We start from the raw sequence: 18,353 nt of genomic DNA on the forward strand, positions 1-18,353 counted from the left end.
ATTATAAAATAATAGGTGGTGAAAAAATGGAACAATTATCTGTTGGAGGATATAAAATAAATGGAAAAGTTAAAAACTTTAAAACTTGTTTGATGCAGTATAAAGCGTACTTTCCATCTATTATAGCAAGTATTGTTCTGATCATCGTGGGGCAGATATTAAGTCCGGGATTTGCATCCATTAATAATATTGGGAATATTCTTACTATGGCCAGTATACTTGCGATTGCAACCATTGGTCAGTCAATCGTAATTATATCTGGAGGAGATGGGATTGATTTATCGGTTGGAGCGATAATGACAATGGGTGCTTTAATAGGCCCCATGGTAACGCGAGGTGAAGTATCCCGACTACCGCTTGCATTATTCGTGTTAATAATTCTAGGAGCTTTTGTGGGATTAGTTAATGGCGTTGTAATCCAAAAGCTAAAAATACCGGCATTGGTAACAACATTAATTATGGCAAGTGTCGTAGATGGCTTTACATTGGGCTTTACTCACGGACAACCTTCGGTTACAATTCCCACATTGCTGTTAGCTGTTGGAAAACCGCTTCTAGGTCCCATTCGTACGTTATTGGTTATAGCGGTTATTTTAATAATCATTATGGAGCTAGTTCTTAGAAAGTCTGTATATGGGAGATCACTGTATTTAACCGGTTGTAATAGAAGAGCATCGCAGTTATGTGGTCTTCATGTAAATAGTATCGTAATAACGACATATATGGCAGCAGGAATCATAAGCATATTAGCCGGATTGCTTCTGGTAGGTTATACAGGAAGCGGTCAGCTTAAAATGGGCAGTGATTACACATTATTATCCATTGCAGCTGTAGTTATTGGGGGAACTAAACTAACCGGGGGAAAAGGTACGCTGGTTGGAGGTGCTTTAGGTGCGATTGTATTGATATTACTGACCAGTATATTGGTAGCAATCGGCATGCCTGCGGGAGTGCGCTCATTTATTCAAGGAATGACTTTATTAATTATTCTTATTTCCAATAGTAGAGCTCCGAAATTACGTCAATAAGATTTAGGGAAATATAGAGGTATTAAAGTACCATAGAGTTTATTCTATGGTACTTTCTTCAAATATAATGCCACTCCCCATAGTATTTAAAAGCTAGCGTGAAGTGCTTATTAAAGAATGACATAGTGCAAGGTATCCTTAATAAAGTGACTTTGTGGTTTCCCGAACGATCAGTTCGGGCGTTAAAATAATCTTTCTATGACTATACTGTTCATTATTAATTTGTTTTAACAAGAGTTCGGGTACTATCTCACCCATTTGATAAAAAGGCTGCCTGACGGTAGTGAGGTTAATACTGGTTATAGATGATATAGGAATATCATCGTATCCGATGATGCTTAAGTGTTCAGGGATGCTCATACCTGCTTTTTGATATGCTTCCATAATTCCGATAGCCATTAAATCATTTCCGGCGACTACAGCAGTTGGCAGATCTTTATCTTTTTCTAGCAAGGTGCACCCATATTTATATCCCGTTTCCATCTTGAGGTCCCCATAGGCTACCAAATCTTCACAATATTCCAAGCCAAAGGTTTCTAATGCGCTTTTATATCCATTAAATCTTTCTAAGCTGGATGTAGAATTAATAGGACCGGTTAGAATGGCTATTTTTGTATGTCCCAATTCTATTAAATGTTTGGTGGCTATATAGCCTCCTTGAAAGTTATCAGTAATTACGACATCACCTTCAAATGACTTGATATATCTGTTCAGAAGTATAACTGGACAGGTCAGAGATTTTATGGCGGCATTGATGCGGTCATTTTCAAGAGCTGATGTCAAAACAACACCTGCAAAACCATATTGTTTTGCAGCTTCAAGATATAACTCTTCTTTCTCTATCATATATTCGCTATCGCAAAGAACAACCATATATCCGTTTTGATTTAAAATGTTCTCAATGACCCAAGTCATTTCAGAGTAAAACGGATTACGGATATCTCCGATGATGAGTGCAATAACATCTATTTTTCCAAGTACTAAGCCTCTAGCTAGAGAATTGGGATGATAGTTATAAGTGTCTATTATTTTCTGTATTTTTTCCCTAGTGATTGGATTTACATTAGGGTTATTTGTCAGTACTCTTGACACGGTTGACCTTGATACCCCAGCTAATTTAGCAATATCGTTAATAGTATTTTTTTTCATTAAGATACTCCTTTTTGTAAATATAGTTTATGTTTAGAACTATCTGCAGAAAAAAGGTTTTTTATTATTGGAATTAAAACTACCTATAAATACAAATGAATCAAAGTTTGGAATCGATCTCGTATTCAGATAACCTTTTATAAAATAATATCATAAAATATAGAAAAAGTTCAACAGTCCATTGTAAATAATTGTGCATTTATAGAGATGTGGATGAAAAAAAATATATGACGAAGTTTTCTAAAGAATAAAAGAGAAATTGGGAGCGATACCATTAAGATCTATTATAATGGCAAATTTTAATATTTGCATTAATAGTGGTCAGAAGTGTATAATTTGATATATAAAAACAACACCGTTTTGTATATTTTTTATAGTTTTCAAAAGGTATAATTCAACATATTGGGATCGATTCCAATATATTTATTAGGGTTGTATGTCTCTTATAACAATCAATAATTCATTGGCTATTATTTAAATATCTGAGGTAGTATTATTTTTTAAAAACAGTTTCAGATGTTTAAAGTGATTAAATTTCTTTTAGTAGAAAGAGGGATAACTTGATGAATCCAGCAGATAACAGTATTTGGCTTTCTGAAGCTGTGAAGGGAATGAAGAAAGAAGTTTATAGCAATAAAGAATATGATATTTTTGAAGAACAGCCGGAGAATTTATATATAAGTCTTTGCAATACAGCAGCTCTTTTTCCGGAAAAGCCAGCTCTTGTGGAGCAGGAGAGACAGGTAACTTTCAAACAATGCAAAGAAATAGTAGACAGGACCGCTTCAAATCTTTATTCTACATATGGTGTAAGAAAAGGAGACAGAGTGGCGCTACTAATGGTGAATAGTATTGATTTTTGTATATGTTTTTATGCTTTAGCAAAATTGGGATCGATCTCAGTACCGTTGAATACAAAATCTAAAAGTGAGGAACTGCTTCACCCCTTGGAGCATTCAGGAGCTAAACTTTTAGTTCTGGATAGGCAATGGTGGAAAAACGTAGAAGATATCATACATCTAACACGTATAGAACATTGTATAGTATCGGGGAGCGAGTGCTGCCATGATATAGAGGCAAACGCATTGGGGGCACTCTATAAAGAAAAATCGTTAGATATCTTAAATGGTTATGATTTACCAAAAGTACATGATCATGCTGTAATTATGTATACATCCGGTACGACCGGAGCACCAAAAGGAGTTCTACTTTCTCATTTTAATATTTTGCATGGTATCATTAGTTATAAAAGAATCTTTGGTTTAACGGATGCTGACAGCACAGTTATCGCAATTCCTATATTTCATATAACAGGTTTGGCAGCACTTATGGGATTATTTGTTCATATAGGAGGTACGATATACCTTCAACCGTATTTTAATGCTGAAAAAGTTCTCCAATGTGTTGAGAAACATAATATCACTTTTTTGCATGGATCGCCGACGGTGTTTATACTTCTACTTCAAGAGTCAGAACATTTTGGTGAATTAAGAAGTTTAAAAAAGGCAGCGTGTGGGAGTGCAAATATGCCTCCGGAAGTTTTGATCAAAATTAAGAAATGGTTACCCAGTATGGATTTCCATACTGTTTACGGACTTACAGAAACAAGTTCCCCTGCTACAATATTTCCGGTAGATGTATACGGCGGCGGTAAGATTGGCTCATCTGGATTACCCATTCCGGGGTTAAGTATAAAAACTGTTGATGAGCAAGGAAATATGCTTCCTCCTAATAAAGTCGGTGAGCTTTTAGTAAAAGGGACAGTCGTGTTGGAAAAGTATTGGAATAATCTCGAAGTTACCGACAGCAGTATAAAGGATGGATGGTTTAAGACAGGTGACTTAGCCAGAATTGATGATGATGGATATCTCTATATAGTAGACAGGAAAAAAGATATGATTAACCGAGGGGGTGAGAAGATCTATTCTCTTGAAGTTGAGAATGTCTTATATAGGCATCCTGCCGTTAAAGAGGTAGCGGTAATAGGAATCCCGGATGCTCTATATGGAGAAATTGTAAAAGCGGTTACCGCTTTAAATGAACAATATACACTAACGGAACAAGAGATTAAAAAGTGGGCAAGTGAACACATGGCAAAATATAAAGTTCCAGAATATGTAGAGTTTGTTGATAGCTTACCACACACAGCCAGTGGAAAAATAAGCAAGAGAATGGTTAGAGAGCTATATGGTTCCGCATAATGTAATGGAACTATTATTAAAATTGGGATCGGTACCAAAAAACATCTTATAATTTTATTGGGATTTTAGAACTTATTTAATATTTTGTATTTCTTAAAGTTTTTTAAATATCGAGGTGAAAGAATGAAAGCAAATTTTATTAGTGATAAAGAAGCAGCTGCAATGATAAAAAATGGTGATACGATTGCAACCATAGGAATGACATTAATAGGTGCGTCGGAATCGATATTAAAAGCAATAGAAAACAGCTTTTTAGAAACCGGAAAACCGAATAATTTAACATTGGTTCATTCTGCCGGGCAGAGCGATAGAAAATTTGGTATTCAACATTTTGCACATGAAGGACTTGTAAAAAGGATTATTGGTTCACACTGGGGCCTTCAGCCAAGATGGATGGAAATGATATCCGGCAGCAAGGTAGAGGCTTACTGCTTGCCCCAGGGACAAATAGCGCAACTGTATCGTTCGATGGCTTGCGGACTTCCGGGGAAACTGTCCAAAGTCGGACTGGGGACATTCATTGATCCAAGAGTAGAAGGAGGAAAAATGAATGCAAGAACAAAAGAGCTTCCTGACATCGTAGATGTAGTCGAACTAAAAGGAGAAGAGTATTTACATTATAATGCGATCCCTCTTGATGTAGTGATCATCCGGGGAACCACTGCCGATGAAATGGGCAATATTACAACTGAAGAAGAAGCGATGAAACTTGAAATGCTGCCTGCGGTTTTAGCGGCAAAACGTTTTGGCGGAAAAGTCATTGCACAAGTCAAAAGGGTGGCGCAAACCGGGACACTTCATCCCAAGCAGGTAATCGTACCGGGAGTCTTTGTAGATGCAGTAGTAGTTTGTGAAAACCCAATGGAAGATCATAAACAAACATCCTCATGGTTCTTTGACCCTGCTTACTGTGGAGATATTAGAGTACCAATGAGCAGCATCAAGCCTCTTCCGCTCAATATTAGAAAAGTAATCGGCAGAAGATCTATGATGGAGCTTGAAAAAAATGCGATTATTAATCTTGGTACGGGGATCCCCAATGATGTGATAGGGTCTATCGCGGCGGAAGAAGAGATCACCGATGACATTATGATCACAGTGGAATCAGGTATTTATGGAGGTGTTCAGGCCGGAGGAATAGATTTTGGAATAGGAAAAAACCTATACGCAATGATCAGCCATGACGCCCAGATGGACTTTTATAATGGTGCCGGTGCGGACTTTACCTTTATGGGAGCCGGAGAGATGGATATAGAGGGAAATGTAAATGCCACCAAAATGGGCGATAGATGTACAGGTGCCGGTGGATTTATAGATATCACTCAAAATGCAAAGTATGTTATTTTCTGTTCTACATTTACAGCAAAGGGATTGGAAGTGGATTTTAAGGACGGAAAACTACACATTATCAAGGAAGGTGCTGTTAAAAAGCTGGTTAAGAAAGTTAGTCAAATATCATACAATGGGTCGATTGCCAGAAAAAAAGGACAAAAGATGATTTTTGTAACCGAAAGAGCCGTATTTGAATTAAGAAAGGAAGGCCCCGTGTTGATTGAAATTGCACCTGGTATAGATTTACAAAAAGATGTGCTCAGCTTGATGGAATTTACGCCTGTTATTGATAGAAACCTAAAAGTGATGGATGCAAGGATTTTTGAAGAAGGTCAGTTTGGTTTAAAAGAAATAATCAATAAAAAATAAAAGTGAAAGAAGGGGTTTTGAATGAGGTTAAAAGATAAGGTAGCTGTTGTTACCGGAGCAGGACGGGGTTTAGGGAAAGGCATTGCGTTGAAATTGGCTCAAGAAGGGGCAAAAGTGGTAGTAAGCGATATTGATATCAATAATGCCAGTGAAACATGCAAGGAAATACAGCAAAGCGGTGGGCAAGCAATAGCAGTTCAGACCAATATCGCAAAAAGAGAAGATGTGGAGCAAATGTTTAAAGAAGCATCAGAAAAGCTTGGTGAAGTGGATATATTGGTAAACAATGCCGGTATCAATAGAGACGGTATGCTGCATAAGATGTCTGATGAACAATGGGATCAGGTAATAGCGGTAAACCTAACAGGCACATACTACTGCACACAGACTGCGGCGAAAGTAATGAGGGAAAGGCAATACGGCAGAATCATCAACATAGCATCAGCCAGTTGGCTAGGAAACATCGGGCAAGCCAACTATGCAGCATCCAAAGCAGGTGTAGTGGGTCTTACTAAAACCGCGGCAAGAGAATTGGCTTCAAAAAATGTAACCGTCAATGCAATCTGCCCGGGATTTATTGAAACCGATATGACAAGAGGAGTACCCGAAAAGGTATGGGACATCATGGTTAGTAAAATTCCTGCAGGAAGAGCTGGAAAGCCGGAGGATGTAGCAAATCTCATTGCTTTTTTAGCTTCAGATGAGGCAGCATATATTACTAGTGAAGTGATCAATGTCGGAGGTGGAATGATTCTATAAATCAGAAGGAGGAGTCACAAATGGAAATTAAGAAAGTTGCTGTTATAGGGGCCGGTTTAATGGGGAGCGGCATTGCACAGACAGTGGCGCGAGCTGGAATTGAAGTTACTAATATCGATATATCCGGTGAGCAAATAAAAAACGCCGAAAAAAAAGTAGCTGCAACTCTAGATAAATTGGTGTCAAAGGGCAAGATGTCACCTGAAGAAGTAAAAGATATGTTGGGCAAGTTAAGATACAGTAGCAGTTATCAAGATGCCAAAGAAGCTAATTTAATTATAGAAGCGGTACCGGAGAAAATGGATTTGAAGAAGAAGGTATTTAGTGAACTAGATAAAATAGCAGACGAGAATACAATTATTATTTCAAATACGTCAGGTCTTAGCATATCAGAAATGGCGTCAGTTACCAAAAGGCCTGGTAAAGTAATGGGGGTTCATTTCTTCTACCCAGCTCCTATTATGAAATTAGTCGAACTGATCAGAGGAATAGGAACAACTGAAGAAACATTTAATGTTGTAAAGGGATTTTCATTGAAAATAAATAAGGAACCGGTAGAAGCACCGGAATTACCGGGATTTTTGGTAAATAGAATACTTGTGCCTATGATGAATGAAGGAGCTTTTTGCGTGATGGAAGGCGCGAAAGCAGAAGATGTGGACAAAGCAATGAAATTAGGTGCAAATTTACCAATGGGTCCTTTAGAGTTAGCAGATTTTGTAGGGTTGGATGTTATGCTTGCTACTATGGAAGGACTATATCAAGGTTTTGCTGATTCAAAGTACAGACCATGTCCACTTATTAAAACGCTGGTAAGCGCCGGCCATTTGGGAAGAAAAAGCGGAAAAGGGTTTTATAAATACAATTAACAGTAAATGGGGGATACAAAATGAGTAATTTAAAGGAAGTAGTGATTGTAAGTGGAGTAAGGACAGCTATAGGAGCTTTTGGGGGGAGTTTAAAAGATATACACCAAGCAGATTTAGCAGGCCTCGTAATAAAGGAAGCTGTAAAAAGAGCAGGCATAGACGGCAAATTAGTAGATGAAGTCGTTGTAGGAAATGTAGGACAGATTGCAGAAAGCGGATTTATAGGACGTATGTGTTCTCTAAAAGCAGGACTGCCGTTAGAAACAACAGCTTATTCTGTTAACAGGCAATGTGGTTCAGGATTGCAGGCAGTTGCTGATGCAGTTATGGCAATTCAAACAGGACATGCGGAAGTAGCCGTAGCCTGCGGTACAGAAAATATGAGCCAATTACCTTACTATGTTAAAGGTGCAAGATTTGGATATAAGATGGGACATGGACAGTTTGAAGATGGACTGTTAACTATTCTTACCTGGCCAATGGGACCTTACCATAACGGAGTTACCGCAGAAAATGTAGCCGAAAGATTTAACATAACAAGAGAAGAACAGGATGTTTTTGCTTTATCCAGTCAGGAGAAAACTATCAAAGCAATCGATGAAGGAAAGTTTAAAGATGAGATTCTTCCTATTGAAGTTCCTGCCGGAAAAGGACAAACTGTTGTTTTTGATACCGATGAGCATCCAAGAAGAGGCCTGTCACTTGAAAAACTCGCAAAGTTAAAGACTGTATTTAAAAAGGATGGGACCGTAACAGCAGCAAATGCTTCAGGAATCAATGATGGTGCAGCAGCAGTAGTATTGATGTCGAGAGAAAAAGCCGAGCAGCTGGGACTAAAACCGGTGTTAACTATAAAAGGATTTGCAGTAGCAGGTAATGAAGCGGAAATTATGGGATTTGCACCGGCTCTATCAACAAAGAAACTTCTAGAAAAATTAAATCTAAAAGTAGAAGATATTGACCTAATCGAGTTAAACGAAGCTTTTGCATCTCAATCAGTAGCAGTTATAAAAGATTTAGGACTTGATGAGAGTAAAGTAAATGTCAATGGTGGTGCTATCGCAATGGGGCACCCGGTAGGTGCAAGTGGAACGATACTACCTGTAAAACTCATGTATGAGATGAAAAGGCGGAATGCAAAATTAGGTCTGGTAACAATGTGCATAGGGGGTGGACAGGGAATATCAATGGTTTTTGAACGTAACTAAGTGTAATCAGTAAACAAAATCAATTAATTACTAAGGAGGAGTTAAGAAATGAAAAAAGGTTTTAAATTATTTACATGCGTTACTTTATTAATATTAGTACTATCTATTGCTTTAACTGGTTGTGGGTCAAAACAACCGAATAATTCAGGCACACCAAGTAATGCAGATGCAGGTGATAATGATTCGGCGAAAAAGCCTGAAAAGGTATTTGATGTAAGTCTTCCACTGGGTAAAGATTCACACCATGATGTAGGAATACAAAAATTCAGAGAAGAACTTGAAAAAAGAACAAACGGCCGTTTATCAGTAAAGCCACATTACAATAACGCTTTAGGCGGAGAACGTGAAGCAATAGAAGGTATGATGGTTAACACAATAGATATGGCAATTAGTTCTACTGGTCCGTTAGGAGGATTTGTTAAAGAAATCTTTATGTTTGACTTGCCATATCTATTTAAAGATGTTAATCATGCCTATGCAGTCTTAGATGGTGAAATCGGAGATTTCTTAGAAGAGAGAATTGCAGAAGATGCGAATATAGTTGTTCTTGGCTGGATGGAAAATGGCGTGAGAAATAATACCAATAATGTTCGACCGCTTAATACACCGTCTGATTTGGTTGGAATAAAACATCGTACACAGGAAAGTGAGGTTCAGTTAGATACCTGGACAGCTTTAGGAGCTAGTGCGACACCTATGGCATGGACAGAAGTGTTTACTGCTTTACAGCAAGGGGTAATCGATAGCCAAGAAAATCCACTGGCAACAATTCGTGAAGTAAGATTTGATGAAGTTCAGAAATATTTAAACCTGACTCAGCATGTGTACTCTCCTGCACCACTTATGATTAGCAAGCAATTGTTTGATACCCTTTCTCCGGAAGATCAGCAAGCAATGTTTGAAGCAGCAGCTGTTGCGGTACCGGTTCAGCGTGCATTTAATCAGGCACAGGAAGAAGAAATCATAAAAGATTTAGAAGCAAAAGGCATGACAGTAACCAGACCTGATTTGGAGCCATTTAGACAAGCAGTTGAACCAGTATATGAAAAATGGGCACCAAGAATTGATAAAGATTTAATAGAGCGCGTGAGAAATTACAAATATGAATAATTAGTTTAAAGGGGTAGCACGGATAAGCATTTGCTACCCCGTTAGACAATAATGTTCAAAGAGCTTGTTGATTAGTTTGTAAGGAGGAATACACATTGCAGGCAATTTTGAGAAAGTATATTCGATTTATTGACTTTATTCAAAAGATTAACGGCTATATATTAGCGGCTATAGTCGGTCTAATGACAGTCCTGATTTTCTGGCAAGTATTCGCTAGATTTGTAGTTGGGACACCACTAACTTTTTCAGAGGAAGTTTCTCGTTTTGTAATGATATGGATGACTTTATTAGGATCAGCATATGCAATGAGAGAAGGTGCGCTAATTGCAATTGACATACTACCTGATCTAGCGAAAGGTAAAGCACGGATAATACTAAAAGTTACTATTTATTTATTATGTTCAATCTTATTTTATTTTCTTATCATGAACGGATACGAGATGGCTCAGGCGATTTCTCGTCAAAAAGCACCTAGTACCGGATTATCTATGTTTTGGCCTATGTTAGCACTGCCTGCAGGTGGTTTACTGATGCTTCTTAATACGGTAGCATTAATTATAGAAGAATTTATAGGGAAGGAGGAATAAAAAGTGGTTGCATTTATGTTTATTTCATTATTAATCTTTTTTCTAATAGGCGTACCTATTGCACTTGCCCTAGGATTATCAACAGCATTAACTGTATATTTGGGAGATTTAAGATCTTTACAGATTGTTGCACAACAAATATTTAATTCTCTTAACTCCTTCCCTCTTATGGCCATTCCGTTTTTTATGGTTGCCGGAAATCTAATGCAGTCTGGAGGAATTTCAAAGCGATTAGTAAACTTTGCATATACTTTAGTAGGACATATTACTGGAGGACTTGCAATGGTTGCTATTGTTACCTCAATGTTTTTTGCAGCCATATCCGGTTCCGGCGCTGCTACAACAGCAGCAGTAGGTTCTATTCTCATACCCGCTATGATTAAAAAGGGATATGATGCAAACTATGCTAGTGCAAATCAGGCAGTATCAGGAGCGTTAGGGGTAATTATTCCACCAAGTATTCCTCTGATATTATATGGTATTGCGGCGAAGCAATCTATTGGAGACCTATTTATGGCAGGGGTTTTGCCAGGAGTTTTTGTCACTGTTACTTTACTTTTAGCAGCTTATATTGTAGCTAAAAAAAGAGGGTATGTTGGTGTTGAAAGGAGCACGCTTAAAGATATTTGGAAAGCCTTTAAAGGAGCAATTTTTTCATTATTGATGCCGCTTATTGTATTAGGTGGTATCTACGGTGGTATATTTACACCTACAGAAGCGGCGGTAGTAGCTGTAGTTTATTCATTATTTATAGGTTTTGTTGTTTATAAAGAATTGAGAATTAAAGATTTGCCAGGGATTTTCAAAGAATCTGCTGTCACTACGGCCGTAATTATGATTATTATCGGAACCGCTGGATTATTTAGCTATATTATAAACTTACTAGATGTGCCAAACATGATTTCAGAAGCAGTTTTAAGCGCTACATCAAGTAAGATTGCGTTCCTTATAGTTGTTAATATATTACTTTTGATAACGGGAATGTTTGTGGAAGCAGCTGCGGCCATTCTGATTTTTGTTCCAATCTTAATGCCGGTTGTTGAAACTTTAGGAATTGATCCGATTCATTTTGGTGTCATTATGGTTGTGAATTTAGCAATGGGAATGATTACGCCTCCTGTAGGACTTAATCTATTCGTAGCATCGCGAATTGCCAATATAAAGATAGAAAGAATATCAAAAGCGATTATGCCATTTGTTGCAATTTTATTGGTCGATGTTCTAATTATTAGCTTTATTCCAGCACTATCAACATGGCTGCCTTCACTGCTACGCTAGTAAAAACAGATCTTAATATTATTTGCAATAAGAATTATTAACAAAACCATTTCTTAATGAGTGACTTATTATAAATTGAATTCAATTTAACATAACGACTACTAGCAATAGAGATCTAAAATTAGGCTAATAAAGTTAACAGATTTAGCAGTATTAAAGTACCATAGAATCAATTCTATGGTACTTTAATCTCATATATGGAGGACATTATTATTAAGCCATTTATTTTAAACTAATAAATAGAGGTGATCCAATGAAGATATTAATAGCTCCTGATTCTTTCAAAGGAAGTAATACAACCATTAGTGTTGCAAATAAGATAGAAAAAGGAATAAGGAAAGTATTTCCTAATGCAGAAGTAGTTAAAATACCTATTGCTGACGGTGGAGAGGGAACAGTAGATGCGTTAGTTATAGGTACTGGAGGAGAGATCAAGAAAGCTTACGTTACAGGACCGTTAGGCAAAAAAATATATGCTGAATATGGTGTGCTGAAAAATGGCACTGCAGTAATTGAAATGGCAGCGGCGTCAGGACTACCGTTAATTTCGGAAGAGAAGAGAAACCCATTGTTAACGACTACATATGGTACCGGAGAGTTAATTAAAGCGGCTTTAGACCAAGGGTGCAAAAAAATTGTAATTGGTATTGGTGGCAGTGCGACCAATGATGGAGGATTGGGAATGGCACAGGCACTAGGAGTATCCTTTAAAGATCAAGATGGAAATGAGCTTGGGTATGGTGGTGGAGAACTTGGCAAGCTTGCAGCTATTAATGTCTCCAATCTAGATTCAAGAATAAACCAAACAGAAATTATCGTAGCCTGCGATGTATCCAATCCGCTGTGCGGTGAAAAAGGTGCCTCAGCGGTATATGGTCCGCAAAAGGGTGCGACACCAGATATGATAAAAGAGCTGGATGGAAATCTAAAAAAATATGCCGATATTATCAAACAGACATTACGAAAGGACATTAAAGATGTTTCGGGAGCAGGAGCGGCTGGAGGACTAGGATCAGGACTAATGGTTTTCTGCAATGCCCAGCTTAAGTCGGGAATTGAAACAATATTAGATGTAGTAAATATAGATAGACATTTACCTACAACTGATTTGGTTATTACAGGAGAAGGAAAAATTGACGGACAATCCATCTATGGAAAGGTTCCGGTTGGAGTAGGGCAAAGAGCAAAAAAATACGGTGTACCTGTTTTAGCTATTGTTGGAGATATTGGTGAAGGTGCTTCAGCGGTATACGAATACGGTGTGGATGGTATCATGAGTACAGTAAATAAAGCAATGCCTCTTAGTGAAGCAATGGCCAAATCATCTGAACTTCTAGAAGACGCGGCTGAAAGAATAATGCGTATTATTAAAATGGGTATGGATATCTCATAATATTATTATTGAGTTTAAGCAAAAAGAAATTTTTCCTATAAATAAAAACTAGATGTACATAAAGTACGGGAGAGGTAAAATATGAAAAAAATATATTACCAAGTGAATAAATTGCTTAAGGTCTTGAATGGTGTAAAACTTTCTAATTTTAAACTCATGAGTAATACAGCAATTAGAACAAAACTTATAACATTCTTTCTGCTGTTAAGTATAATACCAGTAATAGTAATAGGTAGTTTCTCATACTATAGTGCTAAGAATACAGTGGAAGATCAAATAGGTATGTTTTCTAAGGAGTTATTAAAACAAACTGCAGAAAATATTAATTTTAAGATTACGGAGCTGGAAAAGCTAACGACAATGTTAGTGACAAATTCGAAACTTATTGATATTATTTCCAAAGATAAATATTCCGATGGCGCGGAAAAGCTACAAGATTCAATTGAAATAAAGAGTATATTACGATCTATTGCTCTAACTAATCACGATATCAAAAATATAATTCTATATAAACCTGATGGTGAGACATTTTCTAATGTATCTTTTGAAGGAATATCCGATTTGTTAGGAGCAGAAGAGTTCCAGAACACTCAAGTATTCAAAGAGATATATAATGGTGATAATGCACCGGTATGGGTAACAAGCTTAAAAGAATCATACGATCAAATATACTTAATGAGAAAATTGATAAATGTCCGCACACGAAAGACAGTAGGAATTCTGATATTCGTAATTAATAAATCCGCAATAGAAACTATTTATAACAATGTAAGCTTAGGTGAAAATACGGAAATGATAATGTTGGATACAAGTAAAACAATTATTTCCCATTCTCATATTAAAAAAATAGGTAAACAGTTTTCCGACGAGTATGAGAAAGACATTTTTACTGAAAATGAATACGGAACAATATTGAAGAATAATTATCTTGTTGCCTATGCTTCATGCATAAATGGCTGGAAGATTGTGAACATGATACCTATAAGTTCGCTAATGACAAATATGCATATAGTCGGAAGATGGACAGCAATGATAGGTATCATATTTATATTATTAGCAATATTCATAGGAGTGATAATTTCACAGAGCATTTCAAAACCCCTGCAAAACATTATGGACCTTATGGGGAAAGCCGAGCAGGGATATTTAAACGCAGTATCGGAAATTAAGGAAAAAAATGAAATAGGACAGCTTGGAAAAAGTTTTAATGTTATGATAGAGAATATCAGGCAATTAATTATCAATACCCGCCAAGTACTGGCACTCGTAGTAAAAGATACAAGTATCATTAATCAAGTAGCGGTGCAATCTGCTTTAGCCGCTGAACAAGTTTCTGTTGCAGTAGAAGAAATTGCAAAGGGTGCTAATGAACAGGCAAAAGAAGCAGAGAATAGTACAGATATCATGAACCAGCTGGCTGGTAAAATTGACAATGTAAATGCAACAATAAAAAGAATTATAGATATTACTGTCAAGACAAATGCCATAGGAAATAATGCAGTAACAATAATTGATGATTTGAACCAAAATACAAAAGACATGGTATATATGTTCAGCGATATACAAAATCATGCTAACCAACTAAACAGCAGCACTAAAGAAATAAAAACTATCATTGAGGTTATAGAAGGAATTAGTGAGCAAACAAATCTTCTTTCACTAAATGCTGCCATTGAAGCGGCACGAGCAGGTGAATCAGGACGAGGATTTGCAGTTGTTGCGGAAGAGGTAAGAAAACTTGCTGAGAAATCTAGAGAGTCTGCAGTAATCATCGGTAATATTATTAAAAACATTCAGGCAGAAACACAAGGTACTGTTGAGATAGTAAATAGAGCTAATAAAAAACTAAAACAACAGGAAGCTTCAGTTGTTATGACTAATGACGCATTTGTGGAGATTGAGAATGCCATGGAAATAGTGGTTAAGCAAGTTGAAGATGTAAGTATAGCTGTGCAGGATATCGATACCTATAAAGAGAAGTCGGTAAATACTATTAATAGTATAGCAACAGTAGCACAACAAGCTGCTGCATCTACCGAAGAAGTGATGGCAACCAGTGAGCAGCAAACAGTAGCCTCACAGCAATTAGCAGAACTTTCAAATCAGTTTGCTGGGTTAGTAGACCAACTAAATAAATCTCTGGATAAATTTAAGGTTTGAAGTAAGAAATATATGGTGGAGTCGATCTCAAGATATTAAAAAGCATAACTTAGAACATAGCATGCATTTAAGATATGGAGTTGGAAAAAAATACTTTATATAAGAAAAATTATATGTTATAATGATTGAGGATTATGTGTAAAATAATTTTAAACATTATACTATAGCCGTTTATCAGTATAAATAATAAAAAAGAGCAGTATGAACAGCCCAGGCTATGCCTGGGCTGTTGTAATGCGTATAAAATCAAGGGGGGGGGGACATTATGTAGTACAAAAACGGTTATATGACACTTCAAAAACCAATGAAAGGAAGAAAGTCACATGATTCTTAATTATAGCGGCACTTTACCAAAGATTCACGAATCCTGTTTTATCGCGCCTAGTGCGGATGTTATAGGCAAAGTGCAAATTGGAAAAGACTCAAGCATCTGGTTTAAAACAGTACTACGGGGAGATGTAGCTTCTATTATTATTGGAAAAAACTCAAATATTCAAGACGGGTCCATCGTACATTGTGGGTACAATTTGGATACTATCATAGGGAATAATGTTGTTATAGGCCATAATGCTATCATACATGGGTGCCGGGTCGGAGATAACTGTTTAATCGGGATGGGAGCAATCATTCTTAATGGAGCAGTGATTGGAGAGAACTGCATCATCGGCGCCGGTGCACTTGTTACGTTAGGTAAAGAAATACCTCCTAACTCGATGGTATTGGGCAGCCCTGCTAAAGTCGTTCGGGAATTAACTGCGGAAGAGATAGAGTCAATCTATCAAAATGCGCAAAGGTATGTCATGCTTGGCAGGGAATATAAGTAACGAATATTTTTTTATAAAGTAACAAAAAATCTAATGTTAAGAGACATTTTGAGTGGGGGGAGTATAAGTGCCTAATATTACATATAACGATATTTCGAATAACCATGAAATTAGAACCTATATTCAGAGAGGAAATGAGCTTTTGGGAGTTTTGGGATATACCGAGCATTCCATCGCCCATGCGGTAAAGGTAGGGGAAATCGCTGCCAATATCCTCCTGCAACTCGGATATAGTGAAAGAGATGCAGAATTAGCAAGAATTGCAGGGTTTATGCATGATATAGGAAATGTTGTTAACAGAGTTGATCATGCTCAAACCGGAGCAGTATTGGCGTTCAATTTGCTGACAAGGATGGGGATGGACGCTGAAGAAGTAGCAACCATCGTTGCTGCAATAGGCAACCATGATGAGGGCACCGGTTCGGCAGTGAATAATGTTTCAGCAGCGCTAATTCTGGCAGATAAGACCGATGTTAGAAGAACCCGCGTAAGAAACAATGACTTTGCGACCTTTGATATTCATGATCGGGTGAATTATGCCGTTGAAAAATCTTATACCCATATTATTGCCGAACGTAACGCTGTATTGTTGGAATTAGCCATCGATACCAAAATCGTATCACTGATGGATTATTTTGAGATTTTCCTTGCGCGTATGTTGATGTGCAGAAGAGCAGCGGACTTTTTAAATGTGAATTTTGAGTTAGTGATCAATGGAACAAAATTGCTCTAATAGGCTCTAAAGTGTTCTAAAGTATTGACTATACTATAGCTGAGATATATAATACTTTATGTGATTTTACAAAAGGAGGAATTATACCAATGATGGCCAGAAGTTTAGTAAAATTTGGATTAGCAGCACTTATCATTGCTTTTTTGGCTTATGTAGCATTTTATGGTCTTACATTATTCGGAATGAATATTCCAAGTGCATTGGACCCTGAAAACGGAATCAGAAGAGGGCTGGATTTAACGGGAGGCTCGGTTATTACTTATGAAGCAATGGCTGAGACCGTCACCGATGAAGAAATGAGTACAGCTATTGATATGTTGAGGAAACGTTTAGATGATTTGACATATTTTGAAGCGACCATTACACGTCAAGGTGAAAAAAGAATCCGCATAGAAATTCCTGCAATCTCAAACCCTGAAGAAGCGGTTCAGAAATTGGGTGCGACAGCGGAATTGCAGTTTGTGGATGCGGAAGGAAATGTAATTATCACAGGAAAAGAAATTGTAAGCGCCAAGGCACAATACGGACAATATGATCAGGCTAAACCGGCAGGTAACTTTGTTTCTCTTACCATCAGTGATGAAGGTACCAAAAAATTTGCTGAAGGGACAGAGCGGGTTAGCAAATTAGGAGAAGGCAAGAACTATATTGCCATTAAGATGGATGAAGCGGTGATCTCACAGCCACGTGTAGAGGAAAAAATTACTACACAAGACGTAGTGATTACAGGTGCTTTTACTGCAGAAGAATCAGGATGGCTGGCGAATCTGATCAATGCCGGGAAACTGCCGTTCTCTCTGAAAGATGTAGAACTTAGAAGCGTAGGTCCTACGCTTGGTGAAAAAGCATTGGAGACAAGCCTTATGGCGGGTGGAATAGGAATTCTTTTTGTTTTCTTATTCATGATACTTTATTATAGAGTACCCGGTTTTGTGGCTGACATCGCGTTGGTTGCGTATATCGCCATTGTAGCGATTATTATGGCAGGATTCAGAGTCAATCTAAGTCTGCCGGGCATCGCAGGTGTAATTTTGGCGGTAGGTATGGCAGTGGACGCCAATGTGGTCATATTTGAGAGAATTAAGGAAGAATTAAAATTAGGAAAGACTTTGCGTGCATCCATAGATGCGGGATTTGCCAGAGCTTTTACAGCAATCATTGACGCGAACATTACTACCCTCATTGCTGCGGCTGTATTATGGAAATTTGGTACAGGCCCTATCAAAGGTTTTGCAGTAACCCTTTCCATCGGTATTATTGCCAGTATGTTTACGGCAATCGTTATAACAAGATTCTTGTTAAAACAAACCGTTGGAATGAATATCAAAAATTCGAAGCTGTATGGAGCATAAG

15 protein-coding genes are annotated in these 18,353 nt (G+C 37.4%); 14 read left to right on the forward strand and 1 reads right to left on the reverse strand.

The window, feature by feature from the left end:
* Positions 1-26 precede the first annotated feature (26 nt).
* A complete protein-coding gene (locus QKW49_RS25180) occupies positions 27-1,028 on the forward strand; it encodes an ABC transporter permease (RefSeq protein WP_282865387.1) in 1,002 nt (333 codons plus the stop codon).
* Positions 1,029-1,166: 138 nt separating this feature from the next.
* Here QKW49_RS25180 and QKW49_RS25185 read toward each other — a convergent pair whose 3' ends face one another.
* Entirely contained in the window at positions 1,167-2,177 is a 1,011-nt protein-coding gene (locus QKW49_RS25185) for a LacI family DNA-binding transcriptional regulator (protein WP_282865388.1), read from the reverse strand.
* Positions 2,178-2,740: 563 nt separating this feature from the next.
* Here QKW49_RS25185 and QKW49_RS25190 point away from each other — a divergent pair.
* The 13 genes from QKW49_RS25190 (at position 2,741) to secD (ending at position 18,352) form a co-directional block, all read left to right on the forward strand.
* On the forward strand, positions 2,741-4,378 hold the full coding sequence (locus QKW49_RS25190) for an AMP-binding protein (protein ID WP_282865389.1): 1,638 nt from the start codon (positions 2,741-2,743) through the stop codon (positions 4,376-4,378).
* A gap of 123 nt (positions 4,379-4,501) precedes the next feature.
* Positions 4,502-6,079, forward strand: coding sequence for a CoA-transferase (locus QKW49_RS25195; RefSeq protein ID WP_282865390.1), 1,578 nt, complete (start codon positions 4,502-4,504; stop codon positions 6,077-6,079).
* Between the two features lie 21 nt (positions 6,080-6,100).
* Entirely contained in the window at positions 6,101-6,838 is a 738-nt protein-coding gene (gene fabG, locus QKW49_RS25200; protein WP_282865391.1) for a 3-oxoacyl-ACP reductase FabG, read from the forward strand.
* 26 nt (positions 6,839-6,864) lie between these two features.
* Complete coding sequence (locus QKW49_RS25205) at positions 6,865-7,707, forward strand: 3-hydroxyacyl-CoA dehydrogenase NAD-binding domain-containing protein (RefSeq protein WP_282868237.1); 843 nt, start codon at positions 6,865-6,867, stop codon at positions 7,705-7,707.
* Between the two features lie 20 nt (positions 7,708-7,727).
* Complete coding sequence (locus QKW49_RS25210) at positions 7,728-8,915, forward strand: thiolase family protein (protein WP_282865392.1); 1,188 nt, start codon at positions 7,728-7,730, stop codon at positions 8,913-8,915.
* 48 nt (positions 8,916-8,963) lie between these two features.
* Positions 8,964-10,025, forward strand: coding sequence for a TRAP transporter substrate-binding protein (locus QKW49_RS25215; protein ID WP_282865393.1), 1,062 nt, complete (start codon positions 8,964-8,966; stop codon positions 10,023-10,025).
* A gap of 95 nt (positions 10,026-10,120) precedes the next feature.
* Positions 10,121-10,612 (forward strand): TRAP transporter small permease, encoded by a 492-nt coding sequence (locus tag QKW49_RS25220; protein WP_282865394.1) that lies wholly within the window; start codon positions 10,121-10,123, stop codon positions 10,610-10,612.
* Between the two features lie 3 nt (positions 10,613-10,615).
* On the forward strand, positions 10,616-11,890 hold the full coding sequence (locus QKW49_RS25225) for a TRAP transporter large permease (RefSeq protein WP_282865395.1): 1,275 nt from the start codon (positions 10,616-10,618) through the stop codon (positions 11,888-11,890).
* Between the two features lie 253 nt (positions 11,891-12,143).
* Complete coding sequence (locus QKW49_RS25230; RefSeq protein WP_282865396.1) at positions 12,144-13,283, forward strand: glycerate kinase; 1,140 nt, start codon at positions 12,144-12,146, stop codon at positions 13,281-13,283.
* 81 nt (positions 13,284-13,364) lie between these two features.
* Entirely contained in the window at positions 13,365-15,443 is a 2,079-nt protein-coding gene (locus QKW49_RS25235) for a methyl-accepting chemotaxis protein (RefSeq protein WP_282865397.1), read from the forward strand.
* 323 nt (positions 15,444-15,766) lie between these two features.
* On the forward strand, positions 15,767-16,267 hold the full coding sequence (locus tag QKW49_RS25240) for a gamma carbonic anhydrase family protein (RefSeq protein WP_282865399.1): 501 nt from the start codon (positions 15,767-15,769) through the stop codon (positions 16,265-16,267).
* A gap of 67 nt (positions 16,268-16,334) precedes the next feature.
* Entirely contained in the window at positions 16,335-17,000 is a 666-nt protein-coding gene (locus QKW49_RS25245) for an HD domain-containing protein (RefSeq protein WP_282865400.1), read from the forward strand.
* Between the two features lie 89 nt (positions 17,001-17,089).
* The gene (secD, locus tag QKW49_RS25250; protein ID WP_282865401.1) at positions 17,090-18,352 is read left to right on the forward strand and encodes a protein translocase subunit SecD; all 1,263 of its coding nucleotides are present in this window, start codon (positions 17,090-17,092) and stop codon (positions 18,350-18,352) included.
* The last annotated feature ends 1 nt before the right edge of the window (position 18,353 follow it).

The sequence above is a fragment of the Petroclostridium sp. X23 genome (assembly GCF_030013905.1).
Classification (GTDB): Bacteria; Bacillota; Clostridia; order SK-Y3; family SK-Y3; genus X23.